The following is an 18,111-nucleotide window of genomic DNA, read 5'->3' as shown; positions in this document are numbered from 1 at the left end:
GGAGGGACCTACTGCGCGCCCGGGCGCACCAGCCCGCTCTCGTAGGCGTACACCGCGGCCTGCACCCGGTCGCGCAGGCCCAGCTTCGTCAGCACATGACCCACATGCGTCTTGACCGTCGTCTCGCTCACGAAGAGATCCGCCGCGATCTCGGCGTTCGACAGCCCGCGCGCCACCAGCTTCAGCACCTCGACCTCGCGGTCGGTCAGCGTGTGCAGCGTGTCCGGCAGCGGCTCCTCGCCCGACGGCAGATGGCCCGCGTACTTGTCCAGCAGCCGGCGGGTGATGCTCGGCGCCAGCATGGCCTCGCCGCCCGCCACCACCCGGATCGCCTGGACGAGCTCATGGGCGGGCGCGTCCTTCAGCAGGAAGCCGCTGGCACCCGCCCGCAGCGCCTCCACCACGTACTCGTCGAGATCGAACGTGGTGAGCACCAGCACCTTCGCCGGGCCGTTCCGCTCCGGGCCGGTGATCTGCCGGGTCGCCTCGACGCCGTCCATCCGCGGCATCCGGATGTCCATCAGCACCACATCGGGCTGCAGCGCCCGCACCTGGTCGAGCGCCTGAAGACCGTCCCCGGCCTCACCGACGACCGCCAGGTCCTGTTCCGCCTCGAGAATCATCCGGAAGCCGGTGCGCAGCAGCGGCTGGTCATCGACCAGTAGGACGCGGATCGCCACGGAAACTCCTTCGTTAGACCGCGTCCATTCTGCCCTGACCCGTCCCGCGACGGTCAGCCGCCCGCGCGCGGGGCCACGACCGGCAGCGGATACGGCGGGGGAGTGCCCCCGAATTCCGGACAGACGGCCTGGTGGTCGCACCAGCCGCACAGCTTCGTCGGCCTGGGGCGCCACTCGCCCGTGTCGGTGGCCAGCTCGATCGCCTCCCAGAGCGCCCGCAGCTTGCGCTCCACGGCCAGCAGCTCCGCCTCGACCGGGTCGTACGTCAGCACGTCACCGCTGCCCAGATAGACCAGCTGGAGGCGGCGCGGCACCCGGCCGCGCAGCCGCCACAGCACCAGGGCGTAGAACGTCATCTGGAACAGCGGCTCCGACCGGAACTGCGGGGCCGGGGCCTTGCCCGTCTTGTAGTCCACGATGCGCAGGTCGCCGGAGGGCGCCACGTCCACCCGGTCGATGAAGCCCCGCAGCGTCAGCCCCGAGGAACCCGCGCCCTCGATCACCGTCTCCACGTACAGCTCGCGGTCGGCGGGCTCCAGGCGCGTGGGGTCCTCCAGGGTGAACCAGCGCTCGACCAGCCGCTCCGCGTCCGCCAGCCAGGTCGCCAGCCGGTCCGCGTCGTGCGCGCCGTCCTCGCCGGTGAAGAGCTCGGCCAGCTCCGGCCGGGCCGCCAGCAGCTTCTCCCACTCGCCGGGCACCAGACCCTTCGCCCGGGGAGCGGTCCGCTCCGCCGCCGGGGCGTCGAAGAGCCGCTCCAGCACGGCGTGCACCACGGTGCCCCGGGTCGCGGCGGAGCTCGGCTTCTCCGGCAGCTTGTCGATCACCCGGAAGCGGTAGAGCAGCGGGCAGCGCATGAAATCCGCCGCACGGGAGGGCGACAGCGCGGCCGGGCGCGCGGGAACCCGCACCCGCTCCCCGACCGCACCGGACGCGACGGCCTCCCCCGTTCCCGGAGCCCCGGTGGCCCCGGCAGTCCCGGAAGCACCTTCGGAGCCCTCGGAAACGCCCGGCACGGACGGCTCGGCCGGCTGCCCGGCGCTTTCCTCAGTGGCGATACCCATGACAGGAACCCTACGGCCCGTCACTGACAGTCGGACGCATACCATCGACGACAGACCACCTCGCACTGCATGATCGAGACAGCGCACCGCCGGTGCGAGGGCCGCATCCGACGAGGGGACACCGTGGAGAACAGCGGGCAGGGCCGGTCCGGCGGCGGGGGCGCCGGCACCCAGGACGAGCCCGGGGACCGCAGGCCGAAGCGCCCGCGCGAGGGCGGCGGCATCCTCATGGGCCGCCCCTTCGGCGTGCCCGTCTACGTGGCACCCAGCTGGTTCCTCGTCGCCGCCCTCATCACCTGGGTCTTCGGCGGCCAGCTCGACCGCGTCCTGCCCGAGCTCGGCGGCGTCCGCTATCTGGTCTCCCTCTTCTTCGCCGTCGCCTTCTACGCCTCCGTGCTCGTCCACGAGCTGGCGCACACGGTCGCGGCCCTGCGCTTCAAGCTCCCCGTGCGCCGCATCCAGCTCCAGTTCTTCGGCGGCGTCTCCGAGATCGAGAAGGAGAGCGAGACCCCCGGCCGCGAGTTCGTCCTCGCCTTCGTCGGCCCCCTGCTCTCCCTGGTCCTCGCCGGCCTCTTCTACCTCGGGATGCGGGTCGTCGAGCCCGGCACCGTCCCCGGCGTCCTGCTCGCCGGCCTGATGGTCTCCAACCTCCTGGTCGCGATCTTCAATCTGCTCCCCGGCCTCCCGCTGGACGGCGGCCGCATGCTCCGGGCCGTCGTCTGGAAGATCAGCGGCAACCCCATGACCGGCACCGTCGCCGCCGCCTGGATCGGCCGCGCGCTCGCCGTCGCCGTCCTCATCGGCCTGCCCCTCCTCACCCGCGCCGCGGGCGGCTCCGAGGACATCGGCGGCGTGGACTCCCTCACCGACGCCCTGCTCGCCGCGATCCTCGCCGCCATCATCTGGACCGGCGCCGGCAACGGCCTCCGCATGGCCCGGCTGCGCGAGCGCCTCCCCGGCCTCCGGGCCCGCACCCTCACCCGCCGCGCCGTGCCCGTGGAGCCCGCCACGCCGCTCTCCGAGGCCCTGCGCCGCGCCGCCGAGGCCGGCGCCCGCGCCCTCGTCGTCGTGGACCCCCACGGCACCCCCACCGCGCTCGTCCGCGAGTCCGCCATCACCGGTGTCCCCGAGCACCGCCGTCCCTGGGTCGCCGTCAGCGCCCTCGCCCAGGACATCAAGGACGGCATGCGCGTCTCCGCCGAGCTCACCGGCGAGGAGCTCCTCGACACCCTGCGCGCCACCCCCGCCACGGAGTACCTGGTGGTCGAGCCCGGCGGCGAGGTCTACGGTGTGCTGTCGACCTCCGACGTCGAGCAGGCGTTCGTGGCCGCCATGGGCCGGACCCCGTCCCCGGCCCGGCCGCCGTCCTGAGCCCGTACGCGCCCCCGGCCCGTACCCCGGCCCGTCCCCGCGCGGCCGCCGGCCCGGCGTCGTGTCCATACCCCCGCCGGATGGCGGGTACGCTGGTCACATGTCCGAACCGACCGGTGCCGCCCGTCGTCGCGGCCCCTTCCAGGTCGGGGACCAGGTCCAGCTCACCGACCCCAAGGGACGCCACTACACCTTCACGCTCGAAGCCGGGAAGCAGTTCCACACCCACAAGGGTGCCTTCCCGCACGACGAGCTGATCGGTGCCCCCGAGGGCAGTGTTGTCCGTACCACGGGAAACGTCGCCTACCTCGCGCTGCGCCCCCTGCTCCCCGACTATGTCCTGTCCATGCCGCGCGGTGCCGCGGTGGTCTACCCCAAGGACGCGGGGCAGATCCTGGCCATGGCCGACATCTTCCCCGGCGCCCGCGTCGTGGAAGCCGGCGTCGGCTCAGGCTCCCTGAGCAGCTTCCTGCTGCGCGCCATCGGCGACCAGGGCATGCTGCACTCCTACGAGCGCCGTGCCGACTTCGCCGAGATCGCCACGCAGAACGTGGAGCGCTACTTCGGCGGCCCGCACCCCGCCTGGCAGCTCACCGTCGGCGACCTCCAGGACAACCTGTCCGACACGGACGTCGACCGCGTCATCCTCGACATGCTCGCCCCCTGGGAGTGCCTCGAGGTCGTCCGTAAGGCGCTCGTCCCCGGCGGCATCCTCTGCTGCTACGTGGCGACCACCACCCAGCTCGCCCGGACCGTCGAGTCCATCCGCGAGATCGGCTGCTTCGCCGAGCCGTCGGCCTGGGAGACCATGGTCCGCACCTGGCACGTGGAGGGCCTGGCCGTCCGCCCGGACCACCGCATGATCGGGCACACCGGCTTCCTGCTCACCGCCCGCCGCCTCGCGGACGGCGTCGAGCCGCCGCTGCGCCGCCGCCGCCCCGCGAAGGGCGCCTACGGCGAGGACTACGACGGCCCCGGCAGCCAGAGCGGCTCCTCCGACCGCTAGCCGGTCCGACAACCTCCGGCCGGAGCGCTCCGGCCGCGACACCACCCGCGGCGCCGCCGCCGGGAACCGCATCGCGGAACTCGGCGGCGGCGCCCGTTCGTTGACCCCGCGCGGACCCCGCCCCGACCCGGGCGGCGGTCCCCGCACATGGCGAAACCCCCTGTTCCCCGGCGCGGCGCCGTATGGCACGATGCGGATCATCCCCCGCAGTCACCGCCCACAGGAGTCAGCGCGCGTGCAGTCACCGGCAGGACCCACACCGTCCACCGCCGCGGGTCCGCTCCCGCACGCCCGCCCGCGCCCCGCGCACTGGGCGGTCACCGCCGCCGCGCTGGCCGTCGTGATCGCCGCGGCCGGCCTGGCCGGCCCCACGGAGGACACCCCTCCGGCCCCGTCACGCGCCACCGGGGCCGCTGCCGCACCCGACCCCGGAGCCGCGCGCTACCCCCTGGACTGCGGCGGCGGCGCGCTTCCCGAGGTCGTCCGGCGGGCCACCGCCGACCTCGACGGCGACGGGCGGCCCGAGACCGCGGCCGTCGTCCGCTGCCGCTCCGGCGCCGGCACGGCCCCCAGCGGCGTCTACGTCCTCGCCCCGGCCGCGGAACCCGGCGAGCCGCCCCGGATCGCGGCGACCCTCGTCGACCCGGCCCAGAAGATGAGCGTCACCCGCTTCGCGGTGACCGGCGGCACCGTTTCGGCCACTCTCCTCGGCTACTCCACCCCACGGGTGCCGCGTTGCTGCCCCGACCTCAGCCGGGCCGTCGAATGGCGGTGGCAGGGCGGCAAGTTCGTCCTGACCGCCCTGCCCGTCGCGGGGAGTGTGTGAGCCGTCACTCGGCGTCGGGGCCGTAGACCTCGACCTTGTCCGAAACCCTGCGGACGTGGATGCAGTCGCCCGGGCAGTCCTTCGCGGACTCCCGGACGTCGTTGAGCAGCGGCAACGGCACCGGGGTGGTGGCGCCCTGCTCCTGGAGGAGCTCGTCGTCCGGGCTCTTCACATAGGCCAGCCCGTCGATGTCCAGCTCGAAGACCTCGGGGGCGTACTGGGCACAGATGCCGTCGCCGGTGCACAGGTCCTGGTCGATCCAGACTTCCAGGTCGCCGAGTCCTTCTTCCTGCACGGTCATCTCGCCTGCCGTTTCCTGCGTACGTGAACCAATTGGAGCCAGCCCTGACGGGTGTTGACCGACTCGACGATACAACCGCCCGCTTTCCGATGTTGATGGGTGGGTATTCCCCTGCTGTGAGGACGTGCGCAAGGGTGAAGATCGGACACACTCCGACCGGGTTTGTGATCTAGGGGTTTCAACCTGCACCGGCCCAGGTAGGGTCAGGAAGCGTCCAGCTCCCCTTGGAGGAGGTGAGGACCGTGGCAGCCCACGACGACGACATGAACCGCGGCATCCGGCCGGGACGAGGGTCTGACGACCTCGCGAGCCAGGTTGCCTATTTCGAGCAGGAGATCGCCGTCCTGCGGCGCAAGCTCGCCGACTCTCCGCGTCACACGAGGATTCTCGAAGAGCGGATCGTCGAGCTCCAGACGAACCTGGCCGGCGTGTCCGCCCAGAACGAGCGGCTCGCCAATACCCTCCGCGAGGCCCGCGACCAGATCGTCGCGCTCAAGGAGGAGGTCGACCGGCTCGCGCAGCCGCCGGCCGGCTTCGGGGTCTTCCTGAAGGCGAACGACGACGGCACGGCCGACATCTTCACCGGCGGCCGCAAGCTCCGGGTCAACGTCAGTCCGAGCATCGATCCGGAGGACCTCCGGCGCGGCCAGGAGGTCATGCTCAACGAAGCGCTCAACGTGGTCGAGGCCATGGAGTACGAGCGGGCCGGGGACATCGTCACCCTCAAGGAGATCCTCGAGGACGGCGAGCGGGCCCTGGTCATCGGGCACACCGACGAGGAGCGGGTGGTGAGGCTCGCCGAGCCGCTGCTGGACACCACCATCCGCCCCGGCGACGCCCTCCTGCTCGAACCCCGCTCCGGCTATGTGTACGAGGTCATCCCGAAGAGCGAGGTCGAGGAGCTCGTCCTCGAAGAGGTCCCGGACATCGACTACACGAAGATCGGCGGTCTGGGGAACCAGATCGAGCTGATCCGCGACGCGGTCGAGCTCCCCTACCTCTACCCCGACCTCTTCAAGGAGCACGAACTGCGGCCGCCCAAGGGCGTGCTGCTGTACGGCCCGCCCGGCTGCGGCAAGACGCTCATCGCCAAGGCCGTCGCCAACTCCCTTGCCAAGAAGGTCGCCGAGGTCACCGGCCAGCCCGCCGGGAAGAGCTTCTTCCTCAACATCAAGGGCCCCGAGCTGCTCAACAAGTACGTGGGCGAGACCGAGCGGCACATCCGGCTGATCTTCCAGCGCGCCCGGGAGAAGGCGAGCGAGGGCACCCCCGTCATCGTCTTCTTCGACGAGATGGACTCCCTCTTCCGCACCCGTGGCTCCGGCGTCAGCTCGGACGTGGAGAACACCATCGTCCCCCAGCTGCTCTCCGAGATCGACGGTGTGGAGGGCCTGGAGAACGTCATCGTCATCGGCGCCTCCAACCGCGAGGACATGATCGACCCCGCGATCCTGCGCCCCGGCCGCCTCGATGTGAAGATCAAGATCGAGCGTCCGGACGCGGAGGCCGCCAAGGACATCTTCTCGAAGTACCTCACGGCCACCCTGCCCATCCACGCGGACGACCTCGCCGAGCACGGCGGCGACGGCAAGGCCGCCGTGGCGGGCATGATCCAGTCGGTCGTCGAGCAGATGTACGCGGAGTCCGAGGAGAACCGCTTCCTGGAGGTCACCTACGCCAACGGTGACAAGGAAGTCCTCTACTTCAAGGACTTCAACTCGGGCGCGATGATCCAGAACATCGTGGACCGGGCCAAGAAGATGGCGATCAAGGCCTTCCTCGACCACAACCAGAAGGGTCTGCGCGTCTCCCACCTGCTCGCCGCCTGTGTGGACGAGTTCAAGGAGAACGAGGACCTGCCCAACACCACCAACCCGGACGACTGGGCCCGGATCTCCGGAAAGAAGGGCGAGCGGATCGTCTTCATCCGCACCCTGGTCACCGGAAAGCAGGGTGCCGACACCGGTCGCTCGATCGACACGGTGGCGAATACCGGTCAGTATCTGTAAGCGCCTCGTCCGGCCGCGGATGCCCTGTCCTTCCCGCCCCGGCGGGGGGACGCCCGGGGCGTCCGCGGCCGGACGTGTTTTTCCCGGGATCCCGGCCATGTTTCCGCCAGGATTTCGCCACGGGGACATCGATCGCCCTGGTACGGCACGAACCGGAGCAATGACTGTAATGATCTCCCCACCGCCGCAAAGCCGTTCTAGGCTCTTCGATACCGCCGCGACGCGCAGCGCGGGATCGGGGGCCGCACAGCGAGCGGACGCGCGGCGGTACTTGAGCGCCGACCCCACCAGGGGGCGGCGCCGGGCAAGGAGGGCCGCATGACCGTACGGCGAGTAATGGGCATTGAGACGGAGTACGGGATCTCCGTCCCCGGTCACCCGAACGCCAATGCCATGCTCACCTCGTCCCAGATCGTCAACGCCTACGCGGCGGCGATGCACCGGGCGCGGCGAGCCCGCTGGGACTTCGAGGAGGAGAACCCGCTGCGGGACGCCCGTGGCTTCGACCTCGCCCGTGAGGCCGCCGACTCCAGCCAGCTCACGGACGAGGACATCGGCCTGGCCAATGTCATCCTCACCAACGGCGCGCGGCTGTACGTCGACCACGCGCACCCCGAGTACAGCTCCCCCGAGATCACCAACCCCCGCGACGCTGTCCTCTGGGACAAGGCGGGGGAGCGGATCATGGCGGAGGCCGCCGAGCGCGCCGCCCAGCTGCCCGGAGCCCAGCCGATCCACCTCTACAAGAACAACACCGACAACAAGGGCGCGTCCTACGGCACCCACGAGAACTACCTGATGAAGCGGGAGACCCCCTTCTCGGACATCGTGCGCCACCTCACGCCCTTCTTCGTCTGCCGGCAGGTGGTCACCGGCGCCGGCCGGGTGGGCGTCGGCCAGGACGGCCACGAGCACGGCTTCCAGCTCAGCCAGCGCGCCGACTACTTCGAGGTCGAGGTCGGCCTGGAGACCACCCTCAAGCGGCCGATCATCAACACCCGGGACGAGCCCCACGCGGACGCCGAGAAGTACCGCCGGCTCCATGTGATCATCGGGGACGCGAACCTCTCGGAGATCTCCACCTATCTGAAGCTGGGCACCACGGCCCTGGTGCTCTCCATGATCGAGGACGGCTTCATCGCCTCCGACCTCGCCGTGGAGCAGCCGGTCCGCACGCTCCACCAGGTCAGCCACGACCCCACGCTCAAGCGCCTCATCACGCTCCGTAGCGGACGGACGCTCACGGCCGTGCAGCTTCAGATGGAGTACTTCGAGCTGGCCCGCAAGTACGTGGAGGACCGCTTCGGCGCCGACGCGGACGAGCAGACCAAGGACGTCCTGGCCCGCTGGGAGGACGTCCTGGGGCGGCTGGAGCACGACCCGATGAGCCTCGCGGGGGAGCTGGACTGGGTGGCCAAGCGCGAGCTCCTGGAGGGCTACCGCCGCCGCGACGGCCTGGACTGGGACGCGGCCCGGCTGCACCTCGTCGACCTCCAGTACGCGGACGTACGCCCGGACAAGGGCCTCTACAACCGCCTCGTGGCCCGCGGCAGGATGAAGCGGCTCCTGGAGGAGCCCGAGGTGGAGCGGGCCCGCACGGCGCCGCCGGAGGACACCCGCGCGTACTTCCGCGGCCGCTGCCTGGAGCAGTACGCGGACGACGTGGCCGCGGCCTCCTGGGACTCCGTGATCTTCGACCTGCCGGGCCGTGACTCCCTGCAACGGGTGCCCACCCTGGAGCCGCTACGCGGTACCCGCAACCACGTCAAGGAGCTCCTCGATCGCTGTCGCACCGCCGAGGACCTGGTCCGGGTGCTGTCGGGAGGCTGAGCGACGTCCCTTCCGGCCGGGGCCGCCGGTGGGGTCTGAGAGGGCTGCGTTCAGGGAATCATCACGGTGGTTCCGGGACGTTGTAGCAAGTACGGGGCCGATGTCGGACCCTGCTTGTAGGGTCGGATCTTGTACGGCCGAGTACGTCGAAGTACCTCTGATCTTGTACGTCGAACCGAGCGGGGTGAGGGATATGGCGACCAAGGACACCGGCGGCGGGCAGCAGAAGGCCACGCGATCCACGGAGGACGTGGAGGAGCAGGCGCAGGACGCGCAGGTTTCGGAAGACCTCAAGGAACGGCAGGAGAAGCTCTCCGACGACGTCGACTCCGTGCTGGACGAGATCGACGACGTCCTCGAGGAGAACGCCGAGGATTTCGTGCGCTCCTTCGTCCAGAAGGGCGGCGAGTAGCCCGCCGCCGGCACCGCGGGCGGGGCCGCCGGACGGGGCCGGGCCGTACGGCCCGGCGGGGCGCGTGGGCAGGGCACGCGTGATCCGTCCCGCTGCTCCGTCCGGGGATATCTATCACGATCATGGGACGGGTAAGGTCCCTCGCGTACGGTGCCCCGGCCGCGACGCGGCGCCGGGGGCAGTTCATGGATCGGGCGGACGCGAAGGGCGGGCCGCCGCATATCTGGAAGGAAACGTGTGGAAGCCAACACTCGTAGCACCGGGCGTCTACCAGCTGCCTTCCTGACACCCGGCTCCTCGTCGTTCATGGATTTCCTCGGCTCCCACGCGCCGGAGCTGCTGCCGGGCAACCGCGCGCTGCCCCCGGTGCAGGGCGCCGTCGAGATCCCGCACGGTACGACGATCGTCGCGGCCTCGTTCCCCGGCGGCGTGGTGCTCGCCGGTGACCGGCGGGCGACGATGGGCAATGTCATCGCGCAGCGCGACATCGAGAAGGTCTTCCCGGCCGACGAGTACTCCGCGGTCGGCATCGCCGGCACGGCCGGGCTGGCCGTCGAGATGGTCAAGCTCTTCCAGCTGGAACTGGAGCACTTCGAGAAGGTCGAAGGGGTGCAGCTGTCCCTGGAGGGCAAGGCGAACCGGCTGTCCACGATGATCCGCAGCAACCTCGGCATGGCCATGCAGGGCCTCGCCGTGGTGCCGCTCTTCGCGGGCTGGGACGTCGACCGGCAGAAGGGCCGCATCTTCTCCTACGACGTGACCGGCGGCCGCTCGGAGGAGCACGGCTTCGCGGCCACCGGCTCCGGGTCGGTCTTCGCCCGGGGCTCGTTCAAGAAGCTCTTCCGCCCGGACTTGACGGAGAGTCAGACCACCACGCTCGTCGTCCAGGCGCTCTACGACGCCGCCGACGACGACTCCGCGACCGGCGGACCGGACCTCGCCCGCAGGATCTATCCGATCGTCACCGTCATCACCGACGAGGGCTTCCGGAAGCTGACCGAGGCCGAGTGCTCGGAGGTCGTCCGCGCGATCCACGACCGCCGGCTGGAGGAGCCGGACGGTCCCCGAGCCGCGCTCCTCTGAATGCACCCGCCACTGACAGAAAGGGACGGATAGCCGGTGTCGACGCCGTTCTACGTCTCCCCCCAGCAGGCCATGGCCGACCGCGCCGAGTACGCCCGCAAGGGCATCGCGCGCGGCCGGAGCGTCGTCGTGCTCCAGTACACCGACGGCGTTGTCTTCGTCGCCGAGAACCCGTCCCGCGCGCTCCACAAGGTCAGCGAGATCTACGACCGGATCGCCTTCGCCGCGGTCGGGAAGTACAACGAATTCGAGAACCTCCGCATCGGCGGCGTCCGCTACGCCGACCTGCGGGGCTACACCTACGACCGGGACGACGTCACGGCCCGCGGCCTTGCCAACGTCTACGCCCAGACCCTGGGCAACATCTTCTCCAGCGCCGGTGAGAAGCCGTACGAGGTCGAGCTGATCGTCGCCGAGGTCGGGGCCGGCCCCGAGAACGACCAGATCTACCGCCTGCCGCACGACGGCTCCATCGTCGACGAGCACGGCTCCGTCGCGGTCGGTGGCAACGCCGACCAGATCAGCAGCTATCTCGACCAGCGCCACCGGGACGGGATGACCCTCTCCGAGGCGCTCAGGCTCGCCGTCGAGTCCCTCACCCGGGACAACAACGGCGGGGAGCGCACGCTGACGGCGGAGCAGCTGGAGGTCGCGGTCCTGGACCGTACGCGGCCGCAGCAGCGGAAGTTCAAGCGGTTGCTCGGACGGCAGCTGTCGCGCCTGCTGGAAGGCGCCGGCGGAGCCTCCGCGGCGGACGAGCCGGAGGAGCAGGACGAGTCGGCCGGGGGTTCGGAGACCTCGGAGGACTGAGCCCCGGGTCTCCGGGGCCCTCGCCCCGGATCACGGCCGCCCTTGAGCGCCGGGCGGGCCGGAATTCCCGGCCCGCCCGGCGCTCAAGGGCATCGCGCGCGGCACGGAAGCGGCCCGGGGGCCGTCAGCCCCCGGCCACCGTCGTCGTACCCCGGACGACGAGTTCCACCGGGAGCAGCCGGGGCGCGACCGGTCCGCCGTCCAGCACCCCCATCAGCGCCCGCATGCCCGCCTCGCCCACCTCCTCGGCCGGCAGCCGGACGGTCGTGAGCTCCGGTTCGACCGCCGTGGCCAGGGACAGGTCGTCGAAGCCGGTCACCGACAGGTCGTCCGGCACCCTGAGGCCCAGCCGTCGGGCGGCTTTGCAGGTGCCCGCGGCGAGGACGTCGTCGTCGCAGATCAGCGCGGTCGGCCGGGGCCCCGGCCGGGTGAGGGCGTGCTCGGCGGCGCGGAGGCCGTCGGCGACGGTCAGCGGGGCGCGCACCACGCTCAGCTCCGTGCCGGGCGTCCCTCGCAGCGCCTCGGCGAGGGCCGCGGCCCGCACCCGGAAGGTCCAGGAGTCGATGTCCGCCGCGAGGTGGACGAAGCGGCGGTGGCCCAGGGCGAGCAGGTGCCCGGCGACCTGGCGCATGCCGTCCGCGAGGTCGAGGTTGACGGTCGTGGCGGCCTCCGCGCGCTCCGGGTCGCTGTCGAGCATGACCAGCGGCAGCCCGCCCTCGCGCAGCGCGGCCAGTGCCTCCGCCGCCATGGAGGAGGCGATCACCCCGTCCAGCGTGGCGCGGGCGGAGGCGAAGGGGTCACGGGCCGGGCCGACGCCCTCGGGGGAGGGGTAGAGGACCACCCCGATGCCCTGCTCGGCGGCCACCCGGGCGGCCCCGGTGTAGACGCGGGCGAAGAATTCGTTGGTGAGCGCGGGCACGACCAGCAGCGCGGTGCGGGTGCGGCCGAGGCGCAGGTTCCGGGCCGCGAGATTGGGCCGGTAGCCCAGGCTGCGCGCGGCGGAGCGTACCGAGTCGGCGGTGCGCTCCGAGACGCGGCCGCGCCACTTCTCGCCCATGACGAGGGAGACGGTGGCCTGCGAGACGCCCGCGACCCGGGCGACGTCCCGGCTGGTGGCGCGGGCCCCGGTGCGGGGTCCGCGGATGCTGGGCCAGCGGCTTCCGGGAGCGGCCTCGGGCCGCTCCCGCGGACCGGTCCCCGCCGGGACGGCGGTCCCCTCCGCCTGGCCCCCGTGCTCCCCCTGGGCCTCGTCGTTGCCGTCCGTGCTGGTCACTGGCCTGGTCACTGGCTGTCTCCCCGATCGCCCGCCCACAGGGTTGGACCCGTGGGCTGCGGCCATGGTACGTATAACGTCTCTAGTTATACGTAAAACCGGACTGGCTCGGTCGAAAACGACCCGGTCGAACGAAAGGCGGACCATGGCGTCGGCGGGTGGCGGTTATGTCGAGATGCTCAGAACGAAGCATGCGGCACGGTTGCTGACCGGCACCCTCGTGGGCCGCCTGCCCAACGCGACCGCCGCGCTGGCGATCGTGCTCTTCGTCCGCGCCGAGGGCGGCAGCTACACCCTCGCCGGAGCGCTCTCCGCCGTCTACGGCGTGGCCAACGCCTTCGGCCAGCCGCTGCTCGGCCGGGCCGTCGACATGTACGGCCAGCCGCGCGTGATCCTGCCCTCGGCCGTCCTGGCCGCCCTCGGCATGACGCTGTTCACCGTGGTCGGACTGGACCCGCTGCCCCTGTCCTACGTCGCCATGGTCGTGGCCGGCTTCTTCACGCCGCCGCTGGAGGGCGGGCTGCGCGCCCTGTGGCCCTCCGTCCTCAAGAGCGAGGACGACATCCACGCCGCGTACTCCCTCGACGCGATCGCCCAGGAACTGATCTACGTGGTCGGTCCGCTGATCGTCATGCGGATCGTGGCGTTCTGGTCCGAGGCCGGCGCGCTGTTCGTCCTCAACATCCTGGGTCTCCTCGGCGCGCTCGCGGTCGTCACCTCCCCGCCTTCGCGGAAGTGGCGCAGCGAGGCCCGTGAGGCGCACTGGCTGGGCGCGCTGCGCTCCCGCGGGCTGCTGGTGCTCCTCGGCGCGTTCTTCTTCATCGGCTCGGCCCTGGGCTCGATCGCCGTGGCCGCGGTGGCCTACGGCGACGACCACGGTGGCGGCGGCGTCGCCAGCTACCTCCTCTCGGCCCTCGGCGTCGGTGCCCTCATCGGCGGTTCGATCTACGGTGCCCGGCAGTGGGCGGGCACGCCGGAGCAGCGGCTGCGGGTGCTCGTGGCGGGCCTGGCCGTCGGCTATGTTCCGCTGCTGCTGGTCCCGGGCGTCGTCGCCATGACGATCCTGGCCGGTGTGGCCGGCCTCTTCCTGGCTCCCGCGCTGGCCTGCGCGTTCGTCGTCGTGGACCGGCACGCCCCGCGCGGCACCGTCACGGAGGCGTTCTCCTGGCTGGTGACGTCCTTCGGCGTCGGCGCCGCCATCGGCACCGCCTTCGTCGGCCCCGCGGTCGAATACGGCGGCGCGACGGCGGGATTCGTGGTCGCCGTCGGCAGCGGTGCCACCGCCCTGCTGGTCCTTCTGGCGGCCCACCGCTCGCTGCGCGCTCCCGAAACCTCGGGGACGGTCGTGGCGCGGTCGGAAAATGATCGGAACGGTGCTGTCGAACCCGGTTTCAGCGCAGGGGTTCAGGCGTAATGTTCAGGCATGGACCGCCGCATTTTCGGGCTGGAGAACGAGTACGGCGTCACGTGCACCTTCAGGGGACAGCGCCGGCTGTCGCCTGACGAAGTGGCGCGCTACCTCTTCCGCCGTGTCGTTTCCTGGGGGCGCAGCAGCAACGTCTTCCTGCGCAACGGTGCCCGGCTCTACCTCGACGTGGGTTCGCACCCGGAATACGCAACTCCCGAGTGCGACAGCGTTGTCGAGCTGGTCACCCATGACAAGGCGGGCGAGCGCATTCTCGAGGGCCTGCTCGTCGACGCCGAACGGCGCCTGCACGAGGAGGGGATCGCGGGCGACGTCTATCTCTTCAAGAACAACACCGACTCCGCGGGGAACTCCTACGGCTGCCACGAGAACTACCTGGTGGCCCGCCACGGGGAGTTCTCCCGGCTCGCGGACATCCTCATCCCCTTCCTGGTGACGCGGCAGCTGCTGTGCGGCGCCGGGAAGGTCCTCCAGACCCCGCGCGGGGCGGTCTACTGCGTCAGTCAGCGCGCCGAGCACATCTGGGAGGGCGTCAGCTCGGCCACGACCCGCTCGCGCCCGATCATCAACACCCGGGACGAGCCGCACGCCGACGCCGAGCGGTACCGCCGGCTGCACGTGATCGTCGGCGACTCGAACATGTCCGAGACCACGATGCTGCTCAAGGTCGGCGCCACCGATCTGGTGCTGCGCATGATCGAGGCGGGCACGGTGATGCGGGACCTGACCCTGGAGAACCCGATCCGGGCCATCCGCGAGGTCAGCCACGACATCACGGGAAGACGAAAGGTGCGCCTCGCCAGCGGCCGGGAGGCCTCGGCCCTGGAGATCCAGCAGGAGTACTACGAGAAGGCCGTGGACTTCTGCGAGCGGCGCGGCATCCGCACGGGCACGGTGGAGCGGGTCCTGGAGCTGTGGGGCCGCACTCTGGAGGCGGTGCGCGACGAAGACCTGGACCGGATCTCCACGGAGATCGACTGGGTGATGAAGTACCAGCTCATCGAGCAGTACCGGGCGAAGAACAACATCAGCATGTCCCATCCGAGGGTCGCCCAGATAGATCTGGCGTACCACGACATCCACCGCCGCCGGGGGCTGTACTACCTGCTGGAGAAGCGCGGCCGGGCGGCCCGGGTGTGCAACGACCTCAAGATCTTCGAGGGCAAGTCGGTGCCTCCGCAGACCACCCGGGCACGGCTGCGCGGCGACTTCATCCGCCGGGCGCAGGAGCAGCGCCGTGACTTCACGGTCGACTGGGTGCATCTGAAGCTGAACGACCAGGCGCAGCGGACGGTGTTGTGCAAGGACCCCTTCCGGTCGGTGGACGACCGGGTGGAAAAGCTGATCGCCGGGATGTAGTCCGGGCGTGCCACGGGCGGTGTGCCGCCCGTACGGGCGGACGGCGGTGGGGCCGGTGTGCAGGGGCTCCACCGCCGTTGCGTGCCATGGTTAGAGTTGGCCCGTCCGAATGTGTCCGACCGCTGCCCGTCTTGAGGGATTTCTGTGCGCCGAATCGCAGCCCTGTTGATCGCCCCCTTGCTGCTCGTCACCGCTACGGCGTGCGGCAGCGACGATTCCGGCAAGGCCGGTGAGCCGCCCGCCGTCAGCGGGGAGGCCGACAAGAAGCCCAAGATCGACAAGGGTGAGGGCGACCCGCCCAAGGACCTGAAGATCAAGGTGCTGAAGGAGGGCGACGGGGCGAAGCTCCAGAAGGGCGACGCCCTGACGGCCAACTACCTGGGCCAGCTCTGGGACGGCAAGGTCTTCGACAACAGCTGGGACCGCGGCCAGCCGGCCACCTTCGAGATCGGCACCGGCAAGGTCGTCAAGGGCTGGGACGAGGGCCTGGTGGGCCAGAAGCTCGGCAGCCGTGTCGAGCTGGTCATCCCGCCGGACAAGGGCTACGGCGAGCAGGGCCAGGGCGAGCAGATCCCGCCCAAGTCCACGCTGGTCTTCGTCGTCGACCTCAAGAGCGTCACGCCGAACAAGCCGACGGGCAAGGTCGTCGAGCAGAAGAACGAGGACCTGCCGAAGGTGGGCACCAACACCGACGGCAAGGCCCCGTCGGTGACGGTCCCCAAGGACAAGGACGCGCCCTCCAAGGTGCAGTCCGAGACGATCATCGAGGGCACCGGTAAGCCCGTCGGCAAGGACGACACCATCCAGACGCACTTCGAGGCCGTGCTCTGGAAGGACAGCAAGCCGCTGGACAACACCTGGCAGCAGAGCGGTATGCAGGCGGTGGCGCTGAAGAGCCTGCCGGGCTGGCAGGAGGGCCTGGCCGGCAAGAAGGTCGGCAGCCGGGTGCTGCTGGTCGTGCCGAAGAGCGCGCTGACCGAGGCGCAGCAGAAGCAGTTCGACTCGGCCGTGGTCTTCGTCGTCGACATCCTGGGCGTCAACTGACCCGGGCACGTTCCGTCCCCGGTCCGGAACGGAGCGGGAACGGTCGGCATCGGCCGTTCGCACGGCCGGACATCTGCCAGACTTGCACGGTTGTCTACAAGATTCGTTCGTAGGAGCACTTTCGTGAGCATCGACAAGCCGGAGATCGACTTCCCGGACGGCCCGCCTCCGGCCGACCTTGAGATCAAGGACATCTGGGAGGGTGACGGCGCCGTCGCCCAGGCCGGCCAGATGGTCAAGGTCCACTACGTGGGCGTGGCCTTCTCCAGCGGCGAGGAGTTCGACGCGAGCTGGAACCGTGGCACGCCGCTCCAGTTCAAGCTGGGCGTCGGCCAGGTCATCGAGGGCTGGGACAAGGGTGTCCAGGGCATGAAGGTCGGTGGCCGCCGCAAGCTGGTCATCCCCGCCCACCTCGCCTACGGCGACCGTGGCGCCGGTCAGGCGATCGCCCCGGGCGAGACGCTGATCTTCGTCTGCGACCTGGTCGCCGTGGCCGGCTGAGGCCTTCGCCACCGCGGCCGAGGGCCCATGCCTGCGGGCATGGGCCCTCGGCTTTTGCCGGGGAAGCCTTGAGCGGTACGGTCAACGGTTGAGAGCACAAGTAGAGAGGGCGTCGATGGCGATCGCCAAGGCCGAGCGGCTGATGAACCTGGCGCTGTGCCTGCTGGGCACCCGCCGACCGCTCAGCAAGCGGGAGTTGCGGACCTCGATCGAGGCCTATCTGGAGGCCTTCGGCCCGGGGCACGGAGGGACCTCCGCGCCCTCGGACACCGCGACGGGCAGCGAGGACGCCTTCAACCGGATGTTCGAGCGCGACAAGGACGACCTGCGCGAGCTCGGACTGATCATCGAGACGGTCGAGAGCGTCGAGGGCGACATCGGCTATCTCGCCCGCCGCGACAGCAACCGCCTCCCCCCGATCACCCTCGACGTCGAGGAGGCCGCCGCCCTGGGCGTCGCGGCCAAGGTGTGGCAGCAGGCCCGGCTGGCCGGCGCCGCCAGCGGCGCGCTCCAGAAGCTGCGCGCCGCCGGGATGCCGCTCGCGGAGGACGCGTACGAGGGCCACAGCGCCCTCGAACCGCGGATCCCCGCCCATGAGGCCGCCTTCGAGCCGCTGATGCTGGCCGCCCGCGACCGCCGCCCGGTCACCTTCGACTACCGCAAGGCCAACAGCGCCCGCGCCGAGCAGCGTCAGGTGGAGCCCTGGACCCTGGAGTGCTGGCGGGGCCACTGGTACCTGGCGGGCTGGGACCGCGACCGCGGCGCCGAGCGGGTCTTCCGGCTCTCCCGGATCACCGGCCGGGTGCGCTCCCGGGGCGTCCCCTTCACGGCCCCCGTGCCCGACCACGTCACCGTCCGCGAGACGGTCGAGACCTGGGCGGGCGAGAACGCCACCGGCACCGCCCTGATCAAGGTGCGGGCCGGGCACGGCTATCCGCTGCGCGCCCGCGCGATCGCCACCCGTGACCTCGGTGACGGCTGGGACGAGCTGGAGATCCCGTCCGGGCACGGCCTGGACGCCTGGCTGGTCGAGTTCGGGCCCGATGTGATCGTCCTCGGACCCGCCGAGCTGCGGGCCGATGTCATCGACCGGCTGCGCGCCGTGGCCAAGGGCTGACC

17 protein-coding genes are annotated in these 18,111 nt (G+C 71.0%); 13 read left to right on the top strand and 4 right to left on the bottom strand.

What is annotated here, in order from left to right:
- Window positions 1-8: 8 nt before the first annotated feature.
- Window positions 9-680, bottom strand: coding sequence for a response regulator (locus LUZ64_RS09890; protein ID WP_087928839.1), 672 nt, complete (start codon window positions 678-680; stop codon window positions 9-11).
- A gap of 53 nt (window positions 681-733) precedes the next feature.
- Window positions 734-1,741 carry a RecB family exonuclease gene (locus tag LUZ64_RS09885; protein WP_095583968.1) on the bottom strand — a complete coding sequence of 336 codons (1,008 nt, stop codon included), beginning with the start codon at window positions 1,739-1,741 and terminating at the stop codon, window positions 734-736.
- Between the two features lie 123 nt (window positions 1,742-1,864).
- Here LUZ64_RS09885 and LUZ64_RS09880 point away from each other — a divergent pair, with 123 nt between their 5' ends.
- The 3 genes from LUZ64_RS09880 (at window position 1,865) to LUZ64_RS09870 (ending at window position 4,944) form a co-directional block, all read left to right on the top strand.
- Entirely contained in the window at window positions 1,865-3,112 is a 1,248-nt protein-coding gene (locus tag LUZ64_RS09880) for a site-2 protease family protein (protein ID WP_095583969.1), read from the top strand.
- Window positions 3,113-3,212: 100 nt separating this feature from the next.
- The gene (locus tag LUZ64_RS09875) at window positions 3,213-4,118 is read left to right on the top strand and encodes a tRNA (adenine-N1)-methyltransferase (RefSeq protein ID WP_095583970.1); all 906 of its coding nucleotides are present in this window, start codon (window positions 3,213-3,215) and stop codon (window positions 4,116-4,118) included.
- Between the two features lie 235 nt (window positions 4,119-4,353).
- Window positions 4,354-4,944, top strand: coding sequence for a hypothetical protein (locus tag LUZ64_RS09870; protein ID WP_095583971.1), 591 nt, complete (start codon window positions 4,354-4,356; stop codon window positions 4,942-4,944).
- A 4-nt stretch (window positions 4,945-4,948) separates the two neighbouring features.
- Here the strand turns inward: LUZ64_RS09870 and LUZ64_RS09865 are convergent, their stop codons facing one another.
- On the bottom strand, window positions 4,949-5,245 hold the full coding sequence (locus LUZ64_RS09865) for a ferredoxin (protein ID WP_095583972.1): 297 nt from the start codon (window positions 5,243-5,245) through the stop codon (window positions 4,949-4,951).
- Between the two features lie 242 nt (window positions 5,246-5,487).
- Here LUZ64_RS09865 and arc point away from each other — a divergent pair, with 242 nt between their 5' ends.
- From arc to prcA, 5 genes are all read left to right on the top strand, one after another.
- Window positions 5,488-7,254 (top strand): proteasome ATPase, encoded by a 1,767-nt coding sequence (gene arc, locus LUZ64_RS09860; RefSeq protein ID WP_095583973.1) that lies wholly within the window; start codon window positions 5,488-5,490, stop codon window positions 7,252-7,254.
- Window positions 7,255-7,572: 318 nt separating this feature from the next.
- Window positions 7,573-9,084 (top strand): depupylase/deamidase Dop, encoded by a 1,512-nt coding sequence (dop, locus tag LUZ64_RS09855; protein WP_338120264.1) that lies wholly within the window; start codon window positions 7,573-7,575, stop codon window positions 9,082-9,084.
- A 193-nt stretch (window positions 9,085-9,277) separates the two neighbouring features.
- Window positions 9,278-9,496: a ubiquitin-like protein Pup gene (locus LUZ64_RS09850; protein ID WP_058045164.1), complete on the top strand. Its 219-nt coding sequence runs from the start codon at window positions 9,278-9,280 to the stop codon at window positions 9,494-9,496.
- Between the two features lie 237 nt (window positions 9,497-9,733).
- A complete protein-coding gene (gene prcB, locus LUZ64_RS09845) occupies window positions 9,734-10,579 on the top strand; it encodes a proteasome subunit beta (RefSeq protein ID WP_095583975.1) in 846 nt (281 codons plus the stop codon).
- A gap of 36 nt (window positions 10,580-10,615) precedes the next feature.
- On the top strand, window positions 10,616-11,389 hold the full coding sequence (gene prcA, locus LUZ64_RS09840) for a proteasome subunit alpha (RefSeq protein ID WP_095583976.1): 774 nt from the start codon (window positions 10,616-10,618) through the stop codon (window positions 11,387-11,389).
- Window positions 11,390-11,513: 124 nt separating this feature from the next.
- On the opposite strand, the gene LUZ64_RS09835 is transcribed toward prcA, so the two are convergent.
- Complete coding sequence (locus LUZ64_RS09835) at window positions 11,514-12,446, bottom strand: LacI family DNA-binding transcriptional regulator (RefSeq protein WP_248288301.1); 933 nt, start codon at window positions 12,444-12,446, stop codon at window positions 11,514-11,516.
- A 391-nt stretch (window positions 12,447-12,837) separates the two neighbouring features.
- Here LUZ64_RS09835 and LUZ64_RS09830 point away from each other — a divergent pair, with 391 nt between their 5' ends.
- From LUZ64_RS09830 to LUZ64_RS09810, 5 genes are all read left to right on the top strand, one after another.
- Window positions 12,838-14,076 (top strand): MFS transporter, encoded by a 1,239-nt coding sequence (locus tag LUZ64_RS09830; protein ID WP_232390400.1) that lies wholly within the window; start codon window positions 12,838-12,840, stop codon window positions 14,074-14,076.
- A gap of 9 nt (window positions 14,077-14,085) precedes the next feature.
- Window positions 14,086-15,447 (top strand): Pup--protein ligase, encoded by a 1,362-nt coding sequence (pafA, locus tag LUZ64_RS09825; protein ID WP_095583978.1) that lies wholly within the window; start codon window positions 14,086-14,088, stop codon window positions 15,445-15,447.
- Between the two features lie 144 nt (window positions 15,448-15,591).
- The gene (locus LUZ64_RS09820) at window positions 15,592-16,491 is read left to right on the top strand and encodes an FKBP-type peptidyl-prolyl cis-trans isomerase (RefSeq protein WP_095583979.1); all 900 of its coding nucleotides are present in this window, start codon (window positions 15,592-15,594) and stop codon (window positions 16,489-16,491) included.
- A gap of 123 nt (window positions 16,492-16,614) precedes the next feature.
- The gene (locus LUZ64_RS09815) at window positions 16,615-16,992 is read left to right on the top strand and encodes an FKBP-type peptidyl-prolyl cis-trans isomerase (RefSeq protein WP_095583980.1); all 378 of its coding nucleotides are present in this window, start codon (window positions 16,615-16,617) and stop codon (window positions 16,990-16,992) included.
- Window positions 16,993-17,107: 115 nt separating this feature from the next.
- Window positions 17,108-18,109 carry a helix-turn-helix transcriptional regulator gene (locus LUZ64_RS09810; RefSeq protein WP_095583981.1) on the top strand — a complete coding sequence of 334 codons (1,002 nt, stop codon included), beginning with the start codon at window positions 17,108-17,110 and terminating at the stop codon, window positions 18,107-18,109.
- The last annotated feature ends 2 nt before the right edge of the window (window positions 18,110-18,111 follow it).

The sequence above is a fragment of the Streptomyces albireticuli genome (genome assembly GCF_021228125.1).
Taxonomy (GTDB): Bacteria; Actinomycetota; Actinomycetes; order Streptomycetales; family Streptomycetaceae; genus Streptomyces; species Streptomyces albireticuli.
This window is presented reverse-complemented; position numbering and strand designations above follow the sequence as displayed.

Bases quoted from the DNA above. Each gene is read 5' to 3' on its own strand.
- LUZ64_RS09885 (WP_095583968.1), bottom strand. From the start codon at position 1,741: ATGGGTATCGCCACTGAGGAAAGCGCCGGGCAGCCGGCCGAGCCGTCC.
- LUZ64_RS09875 (WP_095583970.1), top strand. From the start codon at position 3,213: ATGTCCGAACCGACCGGTGCCGCCCGTCGTCGCGGCCCCTTCCAGGTC.
- LUZ64_RS09865 (WP_095583972.1), bottom strand. From the start codon at position 5,245: ATGACCGTGCAGGAAGAAGGACTCGGCGACCTGGAAGTCTGGATCGAC.
- dop (WP_338120264.1), top strand. From the start codon at position 7,573: ATGACCGTACGGCGAGTAATGGGCATTGAGACGGAGTACGGGATCTCC.
- LUZ64_RS09850 (WP_058045164.1), top strand. From the start codon at position 9,278: ATGGCGACCAAGGACACCGGCGGCGGGCAGCAGAAGGCCACGCGATCC.
- LUZ64_RS09835 (WP_248288301.1), bottom strand. From the start codon at position 12,446: ATGGGCGAGAAGTGGCGCGGCCGCGTCTCGGAGCGCACCGCCGACTCG.
- LUZ64_RS09830 (WP_232390400.1), top strand. From the start codon at position 12,838: ATGCTCAGAACGAAGCATGCGGCACGGTTGCTGACCGGCACCCTCGTG.
- pafA (WP_095583978.1), top strand. From the start codon at position 14,086: ATGGACCGCCGCATTTTCGGGCTGGAGAACGAGTACGGCGTCACGTGC.
- LUZ64_RS09810 (WP_095583981.1), top strand. From the start codon at position 17,108: ATGGCGATCGCCAAGGCCGAGCGGCTGATGAACCTGGCGCTGTGCCTG.